The following is a 22,352-nucleotide window of genomic DNA, read 5'->3' as shown; positions in this document are numbered from 1 at the left end:
CCCCGTTTGAGTGCGTAGCACTCACAAAATTTTTGGTACATCAGAGATTTGGGGACTGCTTCGCAGCCCAACGGGGGCAAGCCCCCTCGCCACAGGCTCGCTCCCACAAGGGATTGCAGGTGTCAGGTCATTGCGCGGTGTTTCAGTAATAAGGTCAAACCGAGTCCGGTTATCGACAACATCGCCGCACTAAAGAAAATCCACGAATACCCCAGGTTCAACGCCACCGCGCCCATCAGCGGTCCGGCAATCGCCAGCGCCAGATCGAAAAACACCGCATAGGCACTCAAACCCGCTCCGCGACTGGAATTGGGCACTTGCTTGATCGCTTCCACCCCCAGCGCCGGATACACCAGCGACAGACCGAACCCGGTCAGCCCGGCGCCGATCAAGGCATAACCCGTCGAGGGCGCCAGCCACAGCAAGACCAGCCCCACGGTTTCAATGGTCATGCAGGCGATGGCTGAGGTGAAGCCACCGAAACGGCTGATGCTGGAGATGAACAACAGTCGCGCCAGAATGAAACAGACCCCGAATACCGTCAGGCAATAAGCCGCGCCGGTCCAGCCAAGGTTGACGTAATACAGGGTAATAAAGGTAGTGAGCGTGCCGTATCCGATGGACGCCAGGCTCAGACTCGCGCCGAAGGGGGCAATGCGCCCGAACACCGCCCAGAACGGCAGGCGCTCGCCGCGAATCACCGGCACCGAAGGTTTGTTGCGGATCAACAGCAGCGCCAGCAGGGCCAGTAACGACAGCGCGATCCCGAGGCTGGCGAACCCCAGTTCAGCGACCATCACCACCCCTAGTGGCGCACCGATGGCGATGGCGCCGTACGAGGCGATCCCGTTCCAGGAAATCGAACGCGCCGTGTGCTCGGCACCGACCTGGCCCATGCACCAACTGATCGTGCCGACCCCGATCAATCCTTGGGCGATGCCCAGCAATAAGCGGCCAGCGATCAGGATGATCAGGCTCAACAACGGCAAACCCTGCAGTAGGGTCGACAGCAGTGTCAGCACGCCGCTCAACGCAATCCCCGACAACCCGTAAACAATCGCCCGTTTGGTACCGATGCTGTCCGACAGACGTCCGGCCATGGGCCGGCTGAGCAGGGTGGCCAGGTACTGAGAACCAATAGTGAGCCCCGCCACGATGGCGCTGAATCCCAACTGTTCATGGACATACCCCGGCAACACCGCAATCGGCAGGCCGATGCAGAGGAAGGCAATAAAGGTATAGAAAACGATGGAGACGATCTGCAGGGTGATCGCCATGGAGCTTTGCGGGGGCAGTTGCTGCACAGACATGAGAGCTCTTTCGCGGGCGGCGGTAGGAGAACTGCATCATGGCGTGGGTGGGGAATAAAAGGAAGCAGGCTAACGATACAGCTGGCGATCGTTCCCACGCTCTGCGTGGGAATGCATCCCGTGACGCTCTGCGTCACCCTTCAAAGCGGGAACGCGGAGCGTCCCTGGCGGCATTCCCACGCAGAGCGTGGGAACGATCAGCCCCGTCACCAGGACAGGGCTTTTCAATTGAAGCTTGCAGCCGTCTTACATCAAAACACCCTGACTACGCAGGTAGTCGTCATAGGTGCCGCTGAAGTCGATCACGCCATCGGCGCTCAATTCGATGATGCGAGTGGCCAGGGACGATACGAACTCACGGTCGTGGCTGACGAAGATCAGCGTGCCCGGGTAGTTCTCCAGCGCCAGGTTCAGCGCCTCGATGGATTCCATGTCCAAGTGGTTGGTCGGCTCGTCCATCACCAGCACGTTCGGCTTTTGCAGGATCAGCTTGCCGAACAGCATGCGACCTTGCTCACCACCGGAGATAACCTTGACCGACTTGAGGATTTCATCGTTGGAGAACAGCATCCGGCCGAGGGTGCCGCGAACCAGTTGTTCGCCGCCCTGGGTCCACTGGCCCATCCAGTCGAACAGGTTGCAGTCGTCTTCGAAGTCGTGTGCGTGGTCCTGGGCGTAGTAGCCCAGTTCAGCGGCGTCGGTCCACTTCACGGTACCGGCATCCGGGGTCAGTTCGTTGACCAGGGTGCGCAGCAGGGTGGTTTTACCGATACCGTTCGGGCCGATGATCGCCACGCGCTCGCCGGCTTCAACCTGGAAGCTGAAGTCCTTGAACAGTGTCTTGCCGTCGAAGCCTTTGGCCATGCGCTCGACGATGACCGCCTGACGGTGCAGCTTCTTGGTTTGTTCGAAACGGATGAACGGGCTCACACGGCTCGAAGGCTTGACTTCGGCCAGTTGGATCTTGTCGATCGCCTTGGCGCGGGAGGTCGCTTGCTTGGCTTTCGAGGCGTTGGCCGAGAAGCGGCTGACGAACGATTGCAGCTCGGAAATCTGCGCCTTCTTCTTGGCGTTGTCCGACAGAAGTTGCTCGCGGGACTGGGTCGCCACGGTCATGTACTCGTCGTAGTTGCCCGGGAACAGGCGCAGCTCGCCGTAGTCCAGGTCAGCCATGTGGGTGCACACGCTGTTCAGGAAGTGACGGTCGTGGGAGATGATGATCATCAGGCTGGAGCGCTGGGTCAGAATGTTTTCCAGCCAGCGGATAGTGTTGATGTCCAGGTGGTTGGTCGGTTCGTCGAGCAACAGCACTTCAGGATCGGAGAACAGTGCCTGCGCCAGCAACACGCGCAGTTTCCAGCCCGGGGACACTTCGCTCATCGGGCCAAAATGCTGCTCGATGCCGATACCCAGACCCAACAGCAATTCACCGGCGCGGGATTCGGCGGTGTAGCCGTCCATTTCGGCGAATTCGGTTTCCAGCTCGGCCACGGCCATGCCGTCTTCTTCGGTCATTTCCGGCAGCGAGTAGATGCGGTCGCGCTCGGCCTTGACCTTCCACAGCTCTTCGTGACCCATGATCACGGTGTCGATCACGGTAAATTCTTCGTAGGCGAACTGGTCCTGACGCAGTTTACCCAGACGCACGTTCGGCTCGAGCATGACCTGGCCGCCGGATGGCTCGAGGTCGCCACCGAGGATTTTCATGAAGGTCGACTTGCCGCAACCGTTGGCGCCGATCAGGCCGTAGCGGTTACCGGCGCCGAATTTGACCGAAACGTTTTCGAATAGCGGCTTGGCGCCGAACTGCATCGTGATGTTAGCTGTGGAGATCAATTACTTTACCTATCAATGGGTTGCGAGCTGCGCATTTGGCGCTTGGGCCATTCCTGGGACATTCTGGAGATTCACTCCATCTCTTCCCAGTCACCGCTAGAGTTCAACCAGCGCGCATAAGTCGAGAGCAGCATCTGGACGTTGTGTCCAAGCTGTTGGGCAAAAAAGGCGGGATTCATGCCAGACATTGCGCATATTGTCGCATATGTGTGACGGCAGTTGTACGGTGGGCGATAACGTGTCGCAGGCTTCTTCAAGGTTCGGTCCCGGTTTGTGCAGAACCGGGGGCTGGCTGGGAGGTCGTTCATCCTGGATAGGCAAGGGAGCGTAGAGCGATCTCGATGTTATTTTTGTTCAGCGTTGTGTTCGGGACACTTGGCGTGGCTCTGGGTAAAGTCAGCACCGCTTGCCCGGCCTCGTGTGTTTCAGATGGATTGCTGAATGGCCAGCACTTGGTCAGGGTGGGCACCTCTTCAGATTCGTCTCTCCATACCACGCGTGACAGCAGAAAGTGGGGAGAGGTCTATTCTTCTTCGTAAGGGCTCGGGTTTCCGGGCGCGCTAGCGCTTCGTCTTGCAGATACTCTTCCTGGTTCTCGCCCAGGACGCGCTCCTCGCCCGCCGTTACGCTGGAAAGCAGGCAACGTGAGAACGCAAATGGTCTCTCATCATGGGTGGGATCAAAATGAAACTGATTTTGGTGATGCTTGTTGTGGGTCTGTTGGCTTGGAAGTTTTCCCCTGAACTACAGTCCTGGGCCACGGCTCAACTATCGAATCCCAAAGAAATCGCTACAGTCGTGACTGCGCCGAAGCCTGTTTCAGCGCCATTCAAATGTGATGGGCGCAAATATTGTTCTCAGATGACCTCGTGCGCAGAGGCCAAAAACTTTCTGCAAAATTGCCCGGGAATGAAAATGGACGGCGACAACGACGCAATCCCCTGTGAGTCGCAGTGGTGCCAATGACTATTTGCAGGTCAGCGACAGGCTTAGTGGTTTAATGAGAGAAATGCTTAAAGGATAGGGTGCTATGGATAAGGCGTTTCGAAACCCGATGTTTCTGACTGGGCTACCAATGGCTGTCTGCGGTCTCGCTATCACTGCGCCTGGTCTGTGGATTCCCGGCCTGGGTTTAATGGTCGTCGGCTGGGCAAAGGGGAATAAACGAGCTTGACGGTATCAGTGCTGCGGGCGTTGCTGGAGGGAAGAGGGCTGCCGTCAAAACTATTGACCGGCTAATGGATTAGTATTCCTTCCCCCCAACCCAAGGAAACATGGAAGTGAGACACAAATATACAACAGGTTTGTTTTTTCTATTGACGATTGTAACGGCTCAATATGCTTACTCCGGCACTACAGACGAGTCCGTTGAGAACGCCTCATTGCTCTGCAAAATTCTGGATAGCAACGACGCCTTGACTCAGGCCTCCGAGTTCTCAAGCGAGGATCGTTCGGTCAACATCTCGGTAGACAGCTCTCCAGAAGAAGCCAGCAAGCTTTGCCCCGTCATCAGTGCCATCGTCGAGCATCACGACATGGTTTTTGCGCAAGGATGGACCGTGCAGATCACCTCTTCAGGCAGTGATTATAAAGTTGTCGCTGTCTGCCCACTGTAAACAACTCGCTGGCAGCGGTTGAAAGTCTGGCATTGCCGCACGTTGAACAGCGTGCGACAAGCCGGCGACTGACCAGATCGAGACTCAGAGCAAGTAGCCAGTGGCTTGTACGAGGTGGTTGTCCTGCCCTCCGGTGATAAGGTGCAGTGGAATGTGTTGTTGGTCATCGATAGACGGGATTTCGAAACTTCCCACTATTTGAAGGTGCCGCTCACTCAGCCCGGTCGACTCTTCTTCTTTTGCCTTAGCCATTCTCGCGTGGTTCGCTGCGATTTCATTGAGAGTTGACACGTTACATCTCCCGGTGACTGACCAAGCGTATCGCTGGAGTCCTGATCGTTAATTTAATTGCCGCCGCGTCAGAATTACGTCGCTCTGGGGCTGCTAGGTCCGGCCTTTGCAAAGCCTAAGCCAGACGGGGCCGCGTATAGAGTGTCGTGTTTACATATTCGACGGATGGTGGTATGGCATGAGGCTACTATCGGGAGAGCGGTTCGCATTACCGGCCGAGCCGCGCTACTAAAATAACGTGGACACATTTTCACAGTTGAAGGTTAACTATTAGTTACAAGGTGTGGCTAAAATGCCATCTTTCGACCCCATGCCGTCCATCGGCATGGCTCAAGAACGCGCCATCGGGACGCAGTTTGTTCACTTCTGACGTGTGACGATTTTCGTGAAACTTATCATTGCCGCTATTTATGTCATCTCCGTCGCGTATGTTCACTTGCGCGGAAAGGTGCGCCACAAATTAGGCCGTCAGTTAAGCGACCACTCGACGTTTCTGGCGCCGATCAATTGCTTCCTTTATCTGTTCTCCAAAACGCCGAACAAGCCTTATCTCAATCCGGCAGACTTTCCCGACTTGAGTCCTTTGCAGGCTCATTGGGAAGAGATTCGCGCTGAAGGCCAGAATTTGCTCAAGGCCGGGGAGATCAAACGTTCCAATCAGTACGACGACGTTGGTTTCAACTCGTTTTTCAAAAGTGGCTGGAAGCGTTTCTACCTCAAATGGTACGGCGACAGTCACCCGTCCGCCGCAAAGCTCTGCCCGCGTACGACTGAACTGGTGCAAAGCATCGGCTCGATCAAGGCCGCGATGTTCGCCGAACTGCCGCCGGGTTCGAAACTGGTCCGTCACCGCGATCCGTATGCCGGTTCTTACCGTTATCACTTGGGGCTGGAAACGCCGAACGATGCCGGTTGCTACATCAACGTCGATGGTGAGAACTACCATTGGCGCGATGGCGAGGCCGTGATGTTCGATGAGACTTTCATTCATTACGCCGAAAACACCACTGCGCAGAACCGCATCATTCTGTTCTGTGACATCGAGCGGCCGATGAAGTATCGCTGGGCGGCGGCGTTCAACCGTTGGTTCAGCCATACGGTTATGGCAGCGGCGGGTGCGCCGAACGATGCGGGTGACAAGACCGGTGCGATCAACCGTTTGTTTGCCAAAATCTACAAGATTCGCCTGCGCGGCAAAGCGCTCAAGAAGCGTAACCGCACTCGCTACTACCTGGAGAAATGGGCGGTTTTTGCTGGGTTGCTGGCGATTTTTGTTTTGATCTGAGTTTTGTGTTGTGGCGCATGACGCCATCGCGAGCAGGCTCGCTCCCACCTTTGATTTTTGTCGTTCACAAGATCCAATGTGGGAGCGAGCCTGCTCGCGATGGGGCCGAGATTCACACCACCTGACTCATGGATGTCCCTGTCATCAGTCAGCCGCGAGAATGCTTCGTGGCTTTTTTGTCTGTAGTCGTTTTTGCTTTTGCTGTCGTTTTACCGCCGCCCTTGCCACCAAGACTGCGTTTGAGCAGTTCGGTCAGATCGATAACATCGGCGGTTTTACGCACCTCTTCACCCGTCACGGTTTCGACATCTTCGATCTTGCCTTCATTCGCCTTCTTCTCGACCAGCGCCATGATCTTGTCTTCGAAACTGTCGCGGTACTCTTCGGGCGTCCAGTCGGCACTCATGTCTTCCACCAGCCGTTTGGCCATCTCCAACTCACCTTTGGCCAGATCCGGCTTGGTCACTTCACTGCCCAGTTCCAATTGAGCAATGCTGCGCACTTCGGCGGGCCAGCGCAGCATCACCAGCACCATGGCTGATTCCAGCGGCATGAGGGCCGCCAGGTGCTGGCGCGAATGCAACACCACGCGGGCCAGGGCGACCTTGTCGGTTTTACTGAGGGTTTCGCGCAACAGCGCATAGACCTTGCCGCCGCGTTTGTCCGGCGCCAGGTAGTAGGGCGTGTCGATGTTTTGCAGGGGGATCTGCTCGCTGCCGACAAAGGCAAAAATGTCGATGGTTTGGGTCGACAGTGGATGAGCCGAGCGAATCTCCTCTTCACTGAGCACCACGTAACGTCCTTTTTCGTACTCGATCCCTTTGACGATGTGCTCTTGGGTGACTTCCTTGCCGGTGGCCTTGTTGATGCGCTTGTAGCCGACCGGGTCCATGCTGCGGCTGTCGAGCCAGTTGAAATCGATCCCGTGCGAAGACGTCGCCGAAACCAGCGCCACGGGGATGTGCACCAGACCGAAACTGATTGCGCCTTTCCAGATTGCCCGTGCCATCGTCGTGACCTCGTCGTTGATGTTCAGGTGACCTGTGGCCAAGGGCAAAAGTTTCAGTCGGCGGCGGCCCGGTCCTGCTGGCGGATCGGCGGTGCGGTCAACTCGTGTTACATGTTGTGGGGGAGGTTTTAGTTAACAAATCCGAACCCTGGGCGTAGCGTGGCTCTATTCATCCATGAAGCATGGCACGCTCATTTAGAGAGGTCCCCCATGAACCGATGTGTGCTCGGCGTCATCGCGCTGGCATTGAGTGGCGTGCTAAGCCCTTTGGCTCTGGCAGACGCCGCATCGTCGTCTTCGCCCTTGCTGCTGGCGCAGAACCTACCGGGAAGCAACAACAATCCCTACAACAGCCCGATTCGCCGGGCCAATCCCAACAGCATGCAAGGCACGCAACCCAATATCCCGGTAATCCGCGGGCCAAACACGGTGCCTGTGCCACGACCGCCAACGCTCGATAACGGCGGCATCGGCAATCGCTATCCGCAAGATCGACAGGCTCCCACCGGCCAACCGAAATTCATTCCCAATCCACCACCCCGGGGCTCGGACCGCAACTACCGTTGAACGGCGAGACAGAAGTCTTGCCAGCTCTATTGACGACAAAAGGAATCGTGCATGTTGCGTAAAACCCTCTTGGCCACTTTCTGTGCCAGCGCGTTATTAACCGTCACGGCGCCCGCCTTTGCAGCGCCAACACAGGATTTTAAAAGCGAGCAGGGCACCCTTGAGCTCACGCCGATCGTTAAAGGCCTGGACCACCCTTGGGCGCTGGCGTTTCTGCCCGACCGCCAAGGGATGCTGGTGACCGAACGGCCCGGCAACCTGCGGCTGGTCAGTGCCGAGGGCAAACTCTCGGGTCCGCTCAATGGTGTGCCTCAGGTCTGGGCCAAGGGGCAGGGCGGATTGCTCGATGTGGTGTTGTCGCCCGATTTCAAGCAAGACCGCATGGTCTATCTGTCTTACGCCGAAGGGGGCGGTGAGGGCGGCAAGGCCGGCACGGCGGTCGGTCGCGGACGGTTGTCGGAAGACCTGACGGCGATCAAGGATTTCAGGGTGATCTTCCGTCAGGAGCCCAAGCTCTCCGTCGGCAACCATTTCGGCTCACGACTGGTGTTCGACCGTGACGGTTATCTGTTCATCACCTTGGGCGAGAATAACGACCGGCCCACGGCGCAAGATCTCGACAAGCTGCAAGGCAAGATCGTGCGGCTCTATCCGGATGGCAAGGTGCCGGAAGACAATCCCTTTGTCGGGCAAAAAGGCGTTCGCCCGGAAATCTGGTCTTACGGCCAACGCAACCCGCAAGGCGCGGCACTCAATCCCTGGACCGGCACGCTCTGGGAAAACGAGCACGGCCCACGGGGCGGCGACGAGATCAACATCATCGAGCGTGGCAAAAATTATGGCTGGCCGATGGCAACCCACGGCATCAACTATTCCGGCCTGCCAATCCCGGAAGCCAAGGGCGAAGCCGCCGAAGGTACCGTGGGCCCGCACCATGTCTGGGAAAAATCCCCTGGCCTCAGCGGCATGGCCTTCTATGACGGCGATCGCTTCAAGGCCTGGCAGCACAACGTGTTTATCGGGGCGCTGGTGAGTCAGGAGCTGATTCGCCTGCAGTTCGAAGGCGACAAGGTTGTTCACGAAGAGCGGTTGTTGGGTGAGCTCAACAAACGGATTCGTGATGTACGGCAGGGGCCGGATGGTTATCTGTATTTGCTGACCGATGAAGATGACGGGGGGCTGTACAAGCTTGGCCTGAAGTAATACGCATAACCTGTGGCGAGGGGGCTTGCCCCCGTTCGGCTGCGCAGCAGTCGTAAAATCGGCAAACGCCGTACGCCTGAAAGAATGAGGTCGCAGGTTCAGCGCCGCTTCGCAACGCAACGGGGGCAAGCCCCCTCGCCACAATGGGTCGCACCCGTTTACTTACTCACGCCGATAGAGAATCACCGCAGCCCGCAGTTTGCCTCGTCCGAAACTGCACATTTTGTCGAATTCTCCATGGCTGACAGGCAAGTGCTGGCAGTCCATCGGCTGACGATGCTGGCTGTGATCCACATCCGGATCGTGCAGATAGACAAACTCTTCATCGCAATCGGTGACGATCACCCAGTGCGGCGCCTTGGAACGGGTCAGGCGATAGCTGCTGATCAATACCAGCGGCTGTCCGCCATCGTGCAGTAACCGTGGCAGATCCAGTGGTCCGCCGATCATTCGTTCCACGTCGGTGGCTTGCAACTGCGCCGTGAACGCCTCGTGTACCAGGCGCATTACGTCTTTTTTATGCGCATCGCGCACGCCGTCGAGAAACAGCGGCCCGGCCATGCTCAGTTGCAGCCGCACCCGAAAACCACGCCGCCACGCTGCCAGCGCCAGACCTTGAGGGCTGCAGCCACCGTGGCCAGACGTCATGAACACCGTGGTCGCCTCGCGCCAGATTTGCAGTTCTTCGCCGCGCTCCAACGCTCGATCGTCTTGCAGCGCGCCCATGGCCATCAGCAGGCAGGCCGGACCACAGGTGAACTCGGTGGTTTGCGGGTAGTAAGGCACCTTGATGTTGCGTGAATCGCGGTGCTGGAGGATACGTTTTTCCAGGCGCAGCGCATCGGCATGGTCCTGGTAATAGTCGTGAATCAGCGCAAAACGCCGGTAGCCGTTACGCTCATACAGAGCAATCGCCGTTGGATTGTCGATGCGCACTTCCAGCCGCAGGTAGGCGCAGTCATGCTCGATGGCGCAGGCCTCGACACGTTCGAGCAATTGCTTGCCCAGTCCACTGCCGCGAGCATCAAGGGCTATCGCAATCGAGTACAGGCGCGCCAATGAAGTGCCCCGGTGAAACAGCACCACCGCATAGCCCACCAATTGCTCGTCTCGTTGGGCCACCAGCAGTTGCCCGTGAGCCCGAGTAATCATCCATTGAAAACTGCGACTGTTGAGCCGATCCGTGGTGAAACATTGCTGTTCGAGTGCCAGCAGTGACGGTATATCTTCAACTACCGCCAAGCGAAAAACAGGATTCATATAACCGCCGTAAAAGTTGCGTAACGAAACGGGACTTTCGAAAAAGTTCGTGCTTAATAGGAAAGGTCTTGTTCTTCAATGGATCAATCACTATGTCAGCGGTACAAGGTCATTGGCGCGAAGTATCTGAGCAAAAGTTGATAACGGCAATAACTTCTGAAAACTATTTGAATGGCTCGATCAGAACTTCCAGCCAGTTGATGATCATCGTCGAACGTAAGGAAGACTGGGCTTCCTATTTCCCCAGTGAAGACATCGTCACAGCCCAGGAATACCTCGAACAGACCCGCGATAATGAGCAGGGCAAGCGGGTTCAGGTGATTAACCTGTGCCGCAGCTACAAGTACCTCGGGCACGGTTATTACTGCTCGCTGCTGGCCGAAGCGCGGGGGCACAAGGTTATACCGTCGGTGCGGACCATCAGCGAACTGACCCGAAAATCCCTGTATGGGCTGGCCCTGGATGATCTGGATAAAACCCTGGAAAAGGCTCTTAGCAATCATCTTTACAGCGATACCGAAGGATTTACCCTGACACTGTATTTCGGCAAAACCGCTATCGAGCCATTGCAGGATCTGGCTCGACAGTTGTTCGAGGTTTTTCCTTGTCCGATATTGCTGGTTGAGTTTCGTCGAACTAACGGTTGGCACATCGAAGGTGTAAAGTCTGGCGCTTTGCATAAGTTGCGTGAAGATCAGGAAGATCAATTCGCTAATGCGCTCGACAGTTTTAGTCGCAAGATCTGGCGCATGCCGCGCTCCAGGCGATTGGCCCGTTATGACCTGGCCATTCTGCACGATCCGCAAGAAGCATTGCCGCCCTCCAATCCCAAGGCTTTGGACAACTTCGTCAGGGTCGGCAAGACACTAGGCATCGACGTCGAGCTGATTGAACGCAAGGACTACGCCCGAATCGCCGAATACGACGCGCTCCTGATCCGCGAGACAACGAGCGTCGACAACCACACCTACCGCTTCGCCAAAAAGGCCGAGAGCGAAGGTTTGGTGGTGATGGATGACCCGGCGTCGATCCTGCGCTGCACCAACAAGGTTTACCTGACCGATTTGCTCAAGAGCCATCAACTGGGCATGCCCGCCACTGAAATCCTCTACAAGGAACGACCGGAAGATTTCGAGCGGGTAGGCGAGCGTCTGGGGTTTCCACTGGTGCTGAAGATCCCCGACGGTTGTTTCTCAAAGGGCGTCATCAAGGTCGAAAGCCAGCAAGCCTTGCTTGAAGCCACCGCCGAACTGTTCGAACACTCGGTGTTGCTGCTGGCCCAGGAGTTTTTCTACACCGAATACGACTGGCGCATTGGCGTGCTCAACCGCAAGCCGATCTTTGCCTGCCAGTACTTCATGTCCAAGGGCCATTGGCAGATCTACAACCACAAAGCCAAAGGCCAGGACATCAACGGCGAATGCCGCACCCTGGCGGTTCACGAAGCGCCGCGAGCGGTGGTTGAACTGGCGGTGAAAACCGCCAATCTCATCGGCGACGGCCTCTACGGCGTCGACCTCAAACAGTCCGGCGACAAAGTGGTGGTGATCGAAGTCAACGACAACCCGAACATGGACGCCGGCATCGAAGACGCCTACTTGCAGGACGATTTGTATTCCTTGGTGCTGGAAGAGTTTGTCCGTCGGCTGGAGCTCAAGCGCCGCGGCCAGGCCTGGTGAGCGGCCGATGATCAAAAGCTTTGAACTGAGCCACGGCGCCCTGCACGCGGTCGAACGGCTGGACGCCGACGTGATGCTGTTCAGCAACCCCGATGCGGCCGAGCGGGATCTGTTGCACAGCCATTTCAAGCTCGATGAACACGCTCTGGCCTCAGCCCTGGACCCCGACGAGGTGTCGCGCATCGAGTTCCACCCCGACAACCTGTTCCTGATCTGGAAACGCCCGGAAAACTACTCCGGCGGCGGCAGCCTGGCCTTCGAAGTGTCGTCCTGCGGCTTGCTGTTTTCCCCGGGGCGTCTGCTGGTGATTGCCACCGACGACTCGCCGCTCAGCGGCCTCGGCACGCGGCAGTCACTGAAGACACCACTGGATGTGTTGCTCGACCTGTTGTTCAACAACATTCACCACTATCTGGGGCACCTCAAGGTGATCAAGATGGTTGCCCGGGAGCTGCAACAAAAATTCAATGCCTCGATGCAGAACCAGCATCTGGTCCAGATGTTCAACCTCAGCGAAAGCCTGATCTATTACATCAACGCCATTCACAGCAACGGCGCGGTCCTGACCCGGCTGCGTAATCATGCGGCGAAGGAACACTTCAGCCCTGAAGCCATCGGTTTGATCGACGATCTGATTATCGAGAACAACCAGTGCTACAAGCAGGCGGAAATCTACTCCACGGTGTTCTCCGGGCTGATCGATGCGCGCGGCAACCTGATGAACAACAGCATGAACAACCTGCTGCGCAAACTGACGTTAATCAACGTGGTGTTTCTGCCGTTGAACCTGGTTGCGAGCATTGGCGGCATGTCCGAGTTCAGCATGATGACCACTGGCACGCCGTGGTGGATTTCCTATCCGTTGTTTCTGACGGCGATGATGCTGGGGGCGGGGGTGATGGTGATTGGCCTCAAGCGCCTGGCGAAGTGACTTCGGCGGTTGTCAGATCGCCTTCGCGAGCAAGCCCGCTCCCACATTTTGATCCGGGTTGCCCCAACTTCCGAGTCCCGCGCAGCCCTCCCCGTGGGAGCGAGCCTGCTCGCGATAGCTATCTCAAAATCAGACCCATTCTGGATCATGCTTGTTGAGTGGCATCGATGGAGTTCTTGCGGCGTTGAATACCCCGCACCACCAGGTACAACAACGGCCCGACCGACACAAAAACCGCCGTCACCACCAGATAGGGAACCACCGATAACCCCGACTGCCCACGCTGGCGCGCATCCTTGTACATCCAGATACCGGCAAGCGTCGCCAACAGGTATAAATCGATCACCACTTGCGCGGTATCGGGCCGCGACATCAGGCTGATGCCGAAGTCGAGCAACGACTGCTCCGCCTGCAGCATCACCGAAACGGTGTAGCCGGCGAAAGCGATCAGGGCGATGAGGGGCAGGGCGACAGACTTCATGGTTTCCTTCCTTGGGACAATGAGCAGAATCGCCAGCCTACAGCGGCCTTTGAAAATTGGCCATTGACTTGCCATCAGCCTCCGGCTAATTTCCAGCCATGACTTCCACCGTATTGCGCTGCCAGCCAAGCATTATTACCGCCATTCCTTATTTGGCGGGCTAGCTCACGACTGCAGCACCCAACCCGCCCTAGAGGCGGGTTTTTACTTTCTGTCTCTTGGGTTTTGAGCTTACCGGGCGCATGCAGCTCCTACGCCGACCGCGTAAACCCGGATACCAAGGAGACGACCATGAACAGTACGCCCGCCCAGCAGAGCTTGCTTGAGCACTACGTGAAAAAGATCCTCGCCGCGCCGGTTTACGAACTCGCCGTGCGCACGCCGTTGCAAGCGGCGCCGGCCTTGTCCGAGGCGTTGGGCAATCAGATCCTGCTCAAGCGCGAAGACTTGCAACCGACCTTTTCTTTCAAGATCCGTGGCGCCTACAACAAACTGGTGAACCTGAGCGATGAACAGAAGGCTCGTGGCGTAATCACGGCCTCGGCGGGCAATCATGCCCAAGGCGTTGCATTGGCGGCCCGCGAGCTGGGGATCGGCGCAACCATCGTCATGCCCTGTACGACGCCGGAATTGAAGGTACACGGGGTTCGCAGCCGAGGCGCCGAAGCGCTGCTGCACGGCGAGAGTTTTCCGTTTGCCCTGGAATACGCGTTGAGCCTGGCGCAGCAAACCGGCCGCACCTTTGTCTCGCCCTTCGACGACCCGGACGTGATCGCGGGGCAGGGCACCGTCGCCATGGAAATCCTGCGCCAGCACCAGGGGCCGCTGGATGCGATCTTCGTTCCGGTGGGCGGCGGTGGCTTGATCGCCGGCATCGCCGCGTACGTCAAATACCTGCGCCCTGAAATCCGCATCATCGGCGTCGAGTCGGAACATTCCGCCTGCTTGCAGGCTGCATTACAGGCAGGCGAACGTGTCGTACTGCCAACCGTCGGCACCTTCGCCGATGGCGTGGCCGTCGCTCAGATCGGCGCCCATGGTTTCGAGATCTGCCGGTTTTGCGTCGATGAGGTACTGACCGTCAGCAACGACGAACTCTGCGCCGCGATCAAGAACATCTACGACGATACCCGCTCGATCACCGAACCTTCCGGCGCCTTGGCCGTGGCCGGGATCAAGCAGTACGTGGCACAAACCGGCGCACGGGGTCAGACCCTGGTGGCTATCGATTCCGGAGCGAATATCAATTTCGACAGTTTGCGGCATGTGGCCGAGCGCGCCGCGATGAGCGGCGCCCTGGTGTGAGGGACGAGCCGGTTATTCCTGAACGGCTTTCTCGACATGGCTCGACGCCGACCAGATCCGGTAGCGCACTTCGACGTCCTTGGGCACGTAGAGCACGATCGGCAGCTTGCTGTTGTAACGCAGCCTGAAACCGTCACCGACCACCGGTACGAAGTCCTTTTTGCGCTTGCTATCGGGGCAGGCCATTAGCGTGCTCATCGGGCCGGTGACGTTCTCCAGCCGGTAAAACGGGTAACCCCAGCCCTCAAGGTTCTTTTCTTCAAGCATGCCGCCCAGGCGCTGACGGTTGCAGTCCACGGTCAGGGTCTTGCCGGCAAGAATTTCGACCTGATAACGGTCTTCCTGTTGTTGCGGGGCGAGGTGAATGACCTGGCGGGTAAAACCGCTCTCAGGCTTGGGATACGGCGCGACGTCTTCGAGGGTTGCGGCGTGGGCTACGGACGACAAAATGGCAACTATCAGCCCGACGGTCGTGTTAAGCGGCAAAGCACCCATGATGCCTCCTTGCATGTGTGTGGGGTCAGCGGATACTGAATGGATGGGCCGCATTCTCACTGCCGTCCTCAGCCAATGCAAACCCGCCACCGGGGTGTTTGCAAAATGCAGGTCTTGAAACAGTCCTCTCTTGCATTTTGCCCGAGTCGTTTTATTGCCATCCCCGCCAAACCCTTGATTTGCCGACGAGGCGCAGAGCGAAATCCTGAGCATGTTTTATGCTGTAGCTGTCTTGAGCTGACCGTGATTCCTGCCCAGTCAGTGCTAACACAAGAAAACGGTCGGACGTTGGAACAATGAAGCCCGCACAGAAGAAAAAGAACGGGCGATTTGAGCTCCGACCGACATTGATTTTTGATTGGCAATCTCACAATACCGAGAGGGTGGCCATGTTTCTTTCTGCCTTGGAACTACGCAATATCGTTGAAAGCAGTTTTCTCCCGAAACGCTGCCAATGCACGCTGTCGCCGGACCTGTCGATGACCGTCAAGGTGTATTCGGACGTCGAGACTGACCATCTTGACCTGTTCGTCACCGGCATAGACGCCCATCGCCTCAACGGGTGCCGGGAAATCAATAATCTGATCGCCGAGTTACGCACCGACCTTGAGCACAACAGGCACAGCGAGCTGTTGCACCCGACGTCAAAAGCTCATTAACCGGCCGCTTCGCCCATTTCGACCGACACGCGCCGGGTCTGGATAAACCCCAGACCCAGCGCCAATTCCACCAGGATCGCCAGCAAAATGCCCGGCCCGGCATGTCCATTGAGCCATTCGCCGAAGCCCAGTGCCGCCAAACCGAAACACCCCACCATAAAGCCGCTGCACATCGCGCTTCGCGCTGCCGAGGGCGGCGCCTGCCGCACCAGATAAAACATCACCCCCAATGCGCCGAACAGCACTGCACTGCGCCGGGCGATAAAGCCCGCCGCGGACGAATACTCGATACTCCAGATCGCCAGCAACCCTTGCGGCATCAAACCCCAGACCAGCGCCAGCAGAAAACAAAGAGCGGCGGTGAACGTCGACAGCGTGCGAAACGAGAACTGCATGGCGAATCCTTGCGGCAGTGAGGGAAGCGCCAGAGCTTAGCGCCAGAACCCTCACAGGACTACTGTCAGTTCTGATAGCTGCACGCGTCAGACAGTTTTTGGTACGTAATTTCCGCAGGCTTACTCGATGTGTCGATGTACTTCATGTTGGCCGTCACCACTTGGCATTCCTGCGTTTGCGGTTCAGTCAGGGAAATGACCTTGGCCACCCGCAGTTGCATGCCGTAGTGATAAGGCACGGCCTGGGAGGACGACGTCTCGTTTGCCTGAGCAAGCCCGGCGAACGCGGTGCAGGCGAGGGCGGTGGTTATCAGCAGTGTTCGCGTGTTCATGGTGAATCTCCAGTGCAGAGGGGAAATCAGTTCGACTGAACAACGTCGAACCTGCCGCACTGGGCGTCAGAGGAGCTGAGGGCGTGCGGTCCAGTAAAGTTTTGGACCATGGGGTTAAGCGATGGTTAACCGGGTTGTATGCCGCCTGTCGCGAGAACGAGTTTCGGCTCTTCCTGACCGCCCCATGCCCCGGCATTCACCAGATTAGCCGGCCGCTCCCCAGCCAAAGCCGCCAACAGATTATCCACCGCACACCGGGCCATCGCCTCCCGCGTCTCATGCGTCGCCGACCCGATGTGCGGCGTCGCCACTACGTTGTTCAACTGCAATAACGGCGAGTCATTGCCCAGCGGCTCACGCTCAAACACATCCAGCCCCGCCGCGCGAATCCGCTTCTGCCGCAACGCCTTGATCAGCGCAGTCTCATCCACCACCTTGCCCCGGGAAATGTTGATGAAGATCGTTTCGGGGCGCATCAGGGCGAACTGTTCAGCGCCGATCATCCCTTCGGTTGCAGCGGTCAACGGTAACGTCAGGCAAACGAAATCGGCCTGCTGCAGCAGATCGCTCAAGCTGCGATATTGCGCGTTGAATCGCTGCTCCACCGCCGGTTTTGGCGAATGGCTGTGATACACAACCGGCATGCCAAAACCGAAATGCCCGCGTTGCGCCAGCGCCTCACCGATCCGCCCCATGCCAATAATGCCCAGCGTCTTGCCGTGTACATCGCTGCCGAAATGCGTCGGGCCAATGTTTCGGCTCCACTGGCCGGCGCGAACCATGTTAGCCAGCTCCACCACGCGTCGGGCGGTGGCCAGGATCAGCGCGAAACCGGTGTCGGCAGTAGTTTCGGTCAACACGTCAGGGGTATTGCTGAGCAGGATCCGCCGCTCGGTCAGGTAATCGATGTCGTAGTTGTCGACGCCGACGGACACGCTGGCAATGGCTTCCAGGTTCGGCGCCAGATCCAGTAACCCGGCGTCCAGTTTTAGACTGGCGCCGAGCAATCCTTGGGCACGGGGCAGGGCCCGGCGCAGTTGCGCCAAGCCCTCGGCGTCGAGGCTGTCGATCAGCGTCACCTCGGCCTGCTCATGCAAGCGAGCCATCAGCAGCGGCGAGAGTTTCTTGTACAGCACAACCTGCTTTTTCATCGTTGTGATCTCTATATCAAATCAAGAATGAGCCGCCACCGGCCGGGGCACAGCGATCCGGTCACTGGCGCCGGGCTTGAGGAAAATCGTCAGCACCACCGACAGCAGCAACGCGCCGCTCATCAGCAGATAAGAGGCACCGGGCGATCCGGTGGAGCTGTTCAGGTAACCCACCAGATAAGAGCCGCCAAATGAGCCGAGCGCGCCCATGCTGTTGATCAACGCCATGGCGCCACCGGCGACGTTTGCCGGGAGGATTTCCGGGACGATGGCGAAAAACGGCCCGTACGGGGCGTACATGCAGGCGCCGGCAATCACCAGCAGCGTGTAGGACCACCAGAAGTGTTCAGCGCCCAAGGCGTACGAGCCATAGAACGCAATCGAGGCGATCAGCAGCGGTGGCCACACGAAGCGTTTGCGTTTTTGCAGTTTGTCCGAGCCCCAGGACACCAGCAGCATGGCGATCACCGCCGCCAGGTAGGGCAACGCCGACAGCCAACCGGCTTCGATCATGTCCATCTGCGCGCCGGCCTTGAGGATTGACGGCAGCCACAACACGAAACCGTAGACGCCGATGCTCCAGCAGAAAAACTGCAAGGCGAGGATGATCACTTTTGGCGAGCGGAAGGCTTCGGCGTAGTTTTTCACCGCTTTGATGCCGACCTGTTCGGCGGCCAGGGCGCTTTCCAGATCCTGCTTTTCCTGGTCGCTCAGCCACTTGGCCTGAGCCGGACGATCATCGGCCAGCCGCCACCAGATAAACGCCCACAGCACCGCCGGCAAGCCTTCAATGATGAACATCCAGCGCCAGCTGAAATGCTGGATCAGGTAGCCCGACACCACCGACATCCAGAGCATGGTCACCGGGTTGCCGAGGATCAGAAAAGTGTTGGCGCGCGAGCGTTCGGCACGGGTGAACCAATGGCACAGGTACACCAGCATCGCCGGCATCACGGCGGCTTCGACCACGCCGAGCATGAAGCGAATCACGATCAGCCAGTAGGCGTTGGAGACGATCCCGGTCAAGGTCGCCAGGCCGCCCCAGAGGATCAGGCTGACGAAAATCAGCTTCTTCACGCTGTGCTTCTGGGCGTAGATCGCGCCCGGAATCTGGAAGAAGAAATAACCGAGGAAGAACAGCGCGCCGAGCAAGGACGACAGCCCGGGGGTGATCATCAGGTCTGCAGCCATCCCGGAGGCGGCAGCGAACCCATAGTTGGCGCGGTCCAGATACGCCAGGCTGTAGGTGATGAACACGATCGGCATGATGTACCACCAGCGGCGGGTGGCCAGTGTTGCGGTTTTCATAGTGATGCTCCTGAGCTTGTTGTTTTTGTCGCAGCAGGTAACGGGTGTGGATCAGCTTTTTGCAGTGACTGTTATGGCCTCATCGCGAGCAGGCTCGCTCCCACAGGGGATTTGTGTTTGAACCCGATTCAATGTGGGAGCGAGCCTGCTCGCGATTGGCGGCCCCGAATTCGGCATCCATCTCGGCCCGATTGGGCAACCCCTCCATATCCCCACGGCTCTGCACCGCGCGGCTACCAATCCAGTTGGCACGCTGCACCGCTTGGGCAACGCTGTGGTTTTCCAGCAGGGCACTGATCAGGCCGACGGCAAACCCGTCACCGGCACCGACCGTATCGACCACCGTTTCCACCGGCACGCCTGCAACGAAACCTTCATCCAGATGGGTTCGGTAATACGCGCCGTGCGGTCCGAGTTTGATCGCCACGGCTTCAACGCCTTGGTCGAGATAAAACGCCGCGATGTCGGCGGCGTCTTCGAAACCGGTCAGCAAACGCCCTTCGCTCAAACCCGGCAGCACCCAATGGGCGAGGGCGGCCAGACGGTTGATCTCGCGGATCATCTGTTGCTCGCTGGCCCACAGACTCGGGCGCAGGTTGGGGTCGAACGACACGCTGCGCCCGGCATTACGCATGCGGGTCATCAGCTCGAAAGACATTTCCCTAGCCGACGCAGACAGCGCCGGGGGAATGCCCGTGGCGTGCAAGTGACGAGCCTCGAGCAGTTGCGGGGCAATGGATTGCACCGACAAATGACTGGCGGCCGAGCCACGGCGGAAATACTCGACAACCGGATCGCTGCCATCGTCAGTGCGGGACTTGAGTTGAAACCCGGTGGGGTGCGCCGGGTCGATGTCAACATGGCTGCAATCCAGGCCTTCTTTCTCCAGCGTATCGATCACGAACCGACCCAACGAGTCCGCGCCCACCCGGCTCAGCCAGGCGACGTTAAACCCCAACCGCGACAAACCAATGGCGACATTACTGTCGGCCCCGGCAATGCGCTTGTGGAAGTGGTCGACGTCAGCCAGTTCACCGTTCTGCTCAGCGACGAACATCGCCATGGTTTCGCCGAACGACAGAATATCTATCTCAGACATGAGCAGGCTCCAGGCGGGATTGACCGAGGTGGGAGAGGGCGGCGACATGCTCGGTGGTCAACTGCACCAGGTCATCGCCTTGCAGTGGATACTCCACCGCGCGCATCACGCCGTGATCCATGTGCCGTAGCAGTCGGCACCACAGATGCAGGTCGCTGGCAGACGGCGGCACCGCCACCAGTTTGCCGTCGGCCCGCCGTGCCACGGCTTTGCAATGCACATAGCCGACGTATCGACCGAGCAGCCGCGCGGCGCTGGCGGCGGACTGGTCCTGCCATTGCCAGTTGCCGATATCGAAGGTCATTTTGATCGGCAGGTTGTGCTGCTCGACGTTGGCGAAGAATCGCTGGAAGGGTTCGATTCGGCCGCCGTGCAAGGTCTGGTCGTTTTCCACCAGCAGCTGCACCGGGCTCTGTTGCAACGCAAGCGCCAGCGTCTGCAGATCGTTGTTGTCGGTGAAATAGCCCAGGGAGACTTTCAGCCATTGGGCGCCGAATGCCTCGGCACGCTCCAGGGTCGAGAGCAGTTCAGGATTGGGGGCCGACTGCCCGGCCCGCCACAATTCCATCGGTGAGGAATAGATGCTTTCCAGGCCCCGGGATTGCGTGGCGCAGGCCAATTGCGTGGGGTCTTCGAGTGTCAGCAGCTCTTCGCGCCATTCAATGTGCGTGGCGCCGGCAGCGGACAGCACCTCGACAAAACTGCCTTGGCCACGTTGGCGAACGAGGTCGGCGCCGTAGCTGGACAGGCTGATGGAAACGGGTGGTTTGTTCATTGTTATTCACCTCTGAAACCGGTTTCATTTTTGGTCAAAAAAATTTGCCGTTGCGTTATGGGGTGATTCTCAGGGCCTCATCGCGAGCAGGCTCGCTCCCACAAGGGGTCTGTGTCGTTACACGAATACAATGTGCACCACAAATCCCCTGTGGGAGCGAGCCTGCTCGCGATGAGGTCAGAAATGTCACCGAGAATGTCCACCGGTCGACCCCCGCACTATCAACCGCGCCGAAAAATCCAGACTCCGCACCGGCCCGTCATCCCCACGCAGTCGCTTGAGTAAACACTCAAACGCACTCGCCCCAATCTCGGTCGTCGGCTGGGCGAGGGCGGTAATCCCGCTCCCTACCAGCGGATACCAATCCAGATCATCCAGGGCAATCAACCCGACCTCCGCGAACAGGTCGCACTTCAACTCCCGCAACGAATGAGTGCTGGCCAGCGCGGCAATACCGTTGGCGCAAAACAGCGCTTTCGGGCCAGGGCCAGGCGTTTGCAGAAAGTTATTCAAACGAGCGGTCAGATCGCCGCCGGTTTCGACCACCGCGCCCGAGAGCGCCGGAAGCCGCTCGATCTGCGCCTTGAAACTGCTGACCCGCTCGATCCGCGAACTGGTGCCGTCATACGGTTCGGTGACCATCAGCACATCGCGATAACCGCGTTCTTCAAGGTGGGCAACGGCCATCTCGACAGCGGCCGGATTATCCAGCCCCACCAGATCGCTCTCGAGCTGATCGACCTTGCGATCCACCAGCACCATCGGCATTTCCTGATGCAGTTCGCGCAGCTCATCCCGGTGATGGCCGAGGGTGTTCACGATCAAGCCTTCGATGTTGTACGAGCGCAGCAACGCCAGGTGTTGACGCTCTTGCTCGTCATCGCGATCGGTGTTGCACACCACCAGGCTGTAGCCGTGCTGACGGCAAGCGGTTTCCACCCCGTGCATCACGGCAATCGAATAAGGGTTACGGATATCGGCCACTAGCATGCCGATCAGGCGAGTGCGCCCACGTTTCAGGCCGCGGGCCATCTGGTTCGGGCGATAGCCCAATTCGCTGATCGCCTGCTCGATGCGCAGGGCGATGGCATCGGAGAGCAGGGCGCGGTCATCGCCGATGAAGCGCGAGACGCTGGCCTTAGACACGCCGGCGCGTTCGGCGACGTCGAGCATGGTCACGCGGCTGCGCTGGGCGGCGGAGAAATCGTTCATGGGGCGATCTTCTTATTGGGCTACTCGACAGGTCACATTGCTTGGTGATGAAACCGGTTTCAGAAGACAACATTACCCTAAGGATCGTCAAGTTTTTTAGACAGCCGCGAAACAGCGTACGGCGACAAGACCGACGAACGGTCGAAAAACCTG

The 22,352-nt window shown here is 58.3% G+C and carries 22 protein-coding genes and 2 pseudogenes; 9 read left to right on the top strand and 15 right to left on the bottom strand.

Annotated features, from left to right (window positions below; translation table 11 throughout):
- Positions 1 to 122: 122 nt before the first annotated feature.
- From ACQKPC_RS11625 to ACQKPC_RS11615, 3 genes and pseudogenes are all read right to left on the bottom strand, one after another.
- Positions 123 to 1,310 carry an MFS transporter gene (locus tag ACQKPC_RS11625; protein ID WP_427624678.1) on the bottom strand — a complete coding sequence of 396 codons (1,188 nt, stop codon included), beginning with the start codon at positions 1,308 to 1,310 and terminating at the stop codon, positions 123 to 125.
- A 246-nt stretch (positions 1,311 to 1,556) separates the two neighbouring features.
- On the bottom strand, positions 1,557 to 3,146 hold the full coding sequence (locus ACQKPC_RS11620) for an ABC-F family ATPase (RefSeq protein WP_081499236.1): 1,590 nt from the start codon (positions 3,144 to 3,146) through the stop codon (positions 1,557 to 1,559).
- A gap of 71 nt (positions 3,147 to 3,217) precedes the next feature.
- Positions 3,218 to 3,385 (bottom strand): annotated as a pseudogene (locus tag ACQKPC_RS11615) (site-specific integrase); the annotation flags it as partial.
- Between the two features lie 445 nt (positions 3,386 to 3,830).
- On the opposite strand from ACQKPC_RS11615, the gene ACQKPC_RS11610 reads away from it, so the two are divergent.
- Together ACQKPC_RS11610 and ACQKPC_RS11605 are read left to right on the top strand one after the other, a co-directional pair.
- Positions 3,831 to 4,112, top strand: coding sequence for an excalibur calcium-binding domain-containing protein (locus ACQKPC_RS11610; RefSeq protein ID WP_032830181.1), 282 nt, complete (start codon positions 3,831 to 3,833; stop codon positions 4,110 to 4,112).
- A 308-nt stretch (positions 4,113 to 4,420) separates the two neighbouring features.
- Entirely contained in the window at positions 4,421 to 4,762 is a 342-nt protein-coding gene (locus tag ACQKPC_RS11605; protein ID WP_427624676.1) for a hypothetical protein, read from the top strand.
- An 84-nt stretch (positions 4,763 to 4,846) separates the two neighbouring features.
- On the opposite strand, the gene ACQKPC_RS11600 is transcribed toward ACQKPC_RS11605, so the two are convergent.
- Positions 4,847 to 5,053 (bottom strand): hypothetical protein, encoded by a 207-nt coding sequence (locus ACQKPC_RS11600; RefSeq protein ID WP_427624674.1) that lies wholly within the window; start codon positions 5,051 to 5,053, stop codon positions 4,847 to 4,849.
- Between the two features lie 385 nt (positions 5,054 to 5,438).
- On the opposite strand from ACQKPC_RS11600, the gene lpxO reads away from it, so the two are divergent.
- Positions 5,439 to 6,338 (top strand): lipid A hydroxylase LpxO, encoded by a 900-nt coding sequence (gene lpxO / locus ACQKPC_RS11595; protein WP_032830182.1) that lies wholly within the window; start codon positions 5,439 to 5,441, stop codon positions 6,336 to 6,338.
- Between the two features lie 148 nt (positions 6,339 to 6,486).
- Here lpxO and ACQKPC_RS11590 read toward each other — a convergent pair whose 3' ends face one another.
- Entirely contained in the window at positions 6,487 to 7,347 is an 861-nt protein-coding gene (locus tag ACQKPC_RS11590) for a Ku protein (RefSeq protein WP_427624672.1), read from the bottom strand.
- Positions 7,348 to 7,557: 210 nt separating this feature from the next.
- On the opposite strand from ACQKPC_RS11590, the gene ACQKPC_RS11585 reads away from it, so the two are divergent.
- Together ACQKPC_RS11585 and ACQKPC_RS11580 are read left to right on the top strand one after the other, a co-directional pair.
- Positions 7,558 to 7,914 carry a hypothetical protein gene (locus ACQKPC_RS11585; protein ID WP_427624671.1) on the top strand — a complete coding sequence of 119 codons (357 nt, stop codon included), beginning with the start codon at positions 7,558 to 7,560 and terminating at the stop codon, positions 7,912 to 7,914.
- A gap of 51 nt (positions 7,915 to 7,965) precedes the next feature.
- Positions 7,966 to 9,117, top strand: a complete 1,152-nt coding sequence (locus ACQKPC_RS11580) for a PQQ-dependent sugar dehydrogenase (protein WP_427624669.1) — start codon at positions 7,966 to 7,968, stop codon at positions 9,115 to 9,117.
- 162 nt (positions 9,118 to 9,279) lie between these two features.
- Here the strand turns inward: ACQKPC_RS11580 and rimI are convergent, their stop codons facing one another.
- Positions 9,280 to 10,377 carry a ribosomal protein S18-alanine N-acetyltransferase gene (rimI, locus tag ACQKPC_RS11575; protein WP_427624668.1) on the bottom strand — a complete coding sequence of 366 codons (1,098 nt, stop codon included), beginning with the start codon at positions 10,375 to 10,377 and terminating at the stop codon, positions 9,280 to 9,282.
- Between the two features lie 200 nt (positions 10,378 to 10,577).
- Here rimI and ACQKPC_RS11570 point away from each other — a divergent pair, with 200 nt between their 5' ends.
- Together ACQKPC_RS11570 and ACQKPC_RS11565 are read left to right on the top strand one after the other, a co-directional pair.
- Complete coding sequence (locus ACQKPC_RS11570; RefSeq protein ID WP_427624684.1) at positions 10,578 to 12,056, top strand: RimK family protein; 1,479 nt, start codon at positions 10,578 to 10,580, stop codon at positions 12,054 to 12,056.
- A 7-nt stretch (positions 12,057 to 12,063) separates the two neighbouring features.
- Positions 12,064 to 12,987, top strand: coding sequence for a magnesium transporter CorA family protein (locus ACQKPC_RS11565; RefSeq protein WP_427624666.1), 924 nt, complete (start codon positions 12,064 to 12,066; stop codon positions 12,985 to 12,987).
- 145 nt (positions 12,988 to 13,132) lie between these two features.
- On the opposite strand, the gene ACQKPC_RS11560 is transcribed toward ACQKPC_RS11565, so the two are convergent.
- A complete protein-coding gene (locus ACQKPC_RS11560) occupies positions 13,133 to 13,468 on the bottom strand; it encodes a DUF2834 domain-containing protein (protein WP_427624664.1) in 336 nt (111 codons plus the stop codon).
- Positions 13,469 to 13,759: 291 nt separating this feature from the next.
- On the opposite strand from ACQKPC_RS11560, the pseudogene ilvA reads away from it, so the two are divergent.
- Positions 13,760 to 14,755 (top strand): annotated as a pseudogene (gene ilvA, locus ACQKPC_RS11555) (threonine ammonia-lyase, biosynthetic); the annotation flags it as partial.
- Positions 14,756 to 14,785: 30 nt separating this feature from the next.
- On the opposite strand, the gene eco reads toward ilvA, so the two are convergent.
- The gene (gene eco / locus ACQKPC_RS11550) at positions 14,786 to 15,268 is read right to left on the bottom strand and encodes a serine protease inhibitor ecotin (protein ID WP_427624662.1); all 483 of its coding nucleotides are present in this window, start codon (positions 15,266 to 15,268) and stop codon (positions 14,786 to 14,788) included.
- A 389-nt stretch (positions 15,269 to 15,657) separates the two neighbouring features.
- Here eco and ACQKPC_RS11545 point away from each other — a divergent pair, with 389 nt between their 5' ends.
- Positions 15,658 to 15,927, top strand: a complete 270-nt coding sequence (locus ACQKPC_RS11545; protein WP_063343574.1) for a DUF1652 domain-containing protein — start codon at positions 15,658 to 15,660, stop codon at positions 15,925 to 15,927.
- Here the strand turns inward: ACQKPC_RS11545 and ACQKPC_RS11540 are convergent.
- The 7 genes from ACQKPC_RS11540 to ACQKPC_RS11510 form a co-directional block, all read right to left on the bottom strand.
- The gene (locus ACQKPC_RS11540) at positions 15,924 to 16,322 is read right to left on the bottom strand and encodes a hypothetical protein (RefSeq protein WP_427624661.1); all 399 of its coding nucleotides are present in this window, start codon (positions 16,320 to 16,322) and stop codon (positions 15,924 to 15,926) included. The two genes, ACQKPC_RS11545 and ACQKPC_RS11540, sit on opposite strands and share 4 nt — an antisense overlap.
- Positions 16,323 to 16,387: 65 nt before the next feature.
- A complete protein-coding gene (locus tag ACQKPC_RS11535; RefSeq protein WP_427624660.1) occupies positions 16,388 to 16,654 on the bottom strand; it encodes a DUF2790 domain-containing protein in 267 nt (88 codons plus the stop codon).
- Positions 16,655 to 16,779: 125 nt separating this feature from the next.
- Positions 16,780 to 17,805 carry a 2-hydroxyacid dehydrogenase gene (locus tag ACQKPC_RS11530; protein WP_427624659.1) on the bottom strand — a complete coding sequence of 342 codons (1,026 nt, stop codon included), beginning with the start codon at positions 17,803 to 17,805 and terminating at the stop codon, positions 16,780 to 16,782.
- Positions 17,806 to 17,826: 21 nt separating this feature from the next.
- Positions 17,827 to 19,113, bottom strand: coding sequence for an MFS transporter (locus ACQKPC_RS11525; RefSeq protein ID WP_427624658.1), 1,287 nt, complete (start codon positions 19,111 to 19,113; stop codon positions 17,827 to 17,829).
- A 79-nt stretch (positions 19,114 to 19,192) separates the two neighbouring features.
- Positions 19,193 to 20,212: a sugar kinase gene (locus ACQKPC_RS11520; protein ID WP_427624656.1), complete on the bottom strand. Its 1,020-nt coding sequence runs from the start codon at positions 20,210 to 20,212 to the stop codon at positions 19,193 to 19,195.
- Positions 20,205 to 20,987, bottom strand: coding sequence for a sugar phosphate isomerase/epimerase family protein (locus tag ACQKPC_RS11515; protein WP_427624654.1), 783 nt, complete (start codon positions 20,985 to 20,987; stop codon positions 20,205 to 20,207). Before ACQKPC_RS11515 ends, ACQKPC_RS11520 begins: the two co-directional genes overlap by 8 nt.
- A gap of 186 nt (positions 20,988 to 21,173) precedes the next feature.
- Positions 21,174 to 22,199, bottom strand: coding sequence for a LacI family DNA-binding transcriptional regulator (locus ACQKPC_RS11510; protein ID WP_427624653.1), 1,026 nt, complete (start codon positions 22,197 to 22,199; stop codon positions 21,174 to 21,176).
- Positions 22,200 to 22,352 lie beyond the last annotated feature (153 nt).

Origin of the sequence: Pseudomonas sp. NPDC089918, from assembly GCF_050280605.1 — a bacterium.
Taxonomy (GTDB): Bacteria; Pseudomonadota; Gammaproteobacteria; order Pseudomonadales; family Pseudomonadaceae; genus Aquipseudomonas.
The sequence above is the reverse complement of the archived record's forward strand: the minus strand, read 5'-3'. Positions and strand labels throughout refer to the sequence as shown.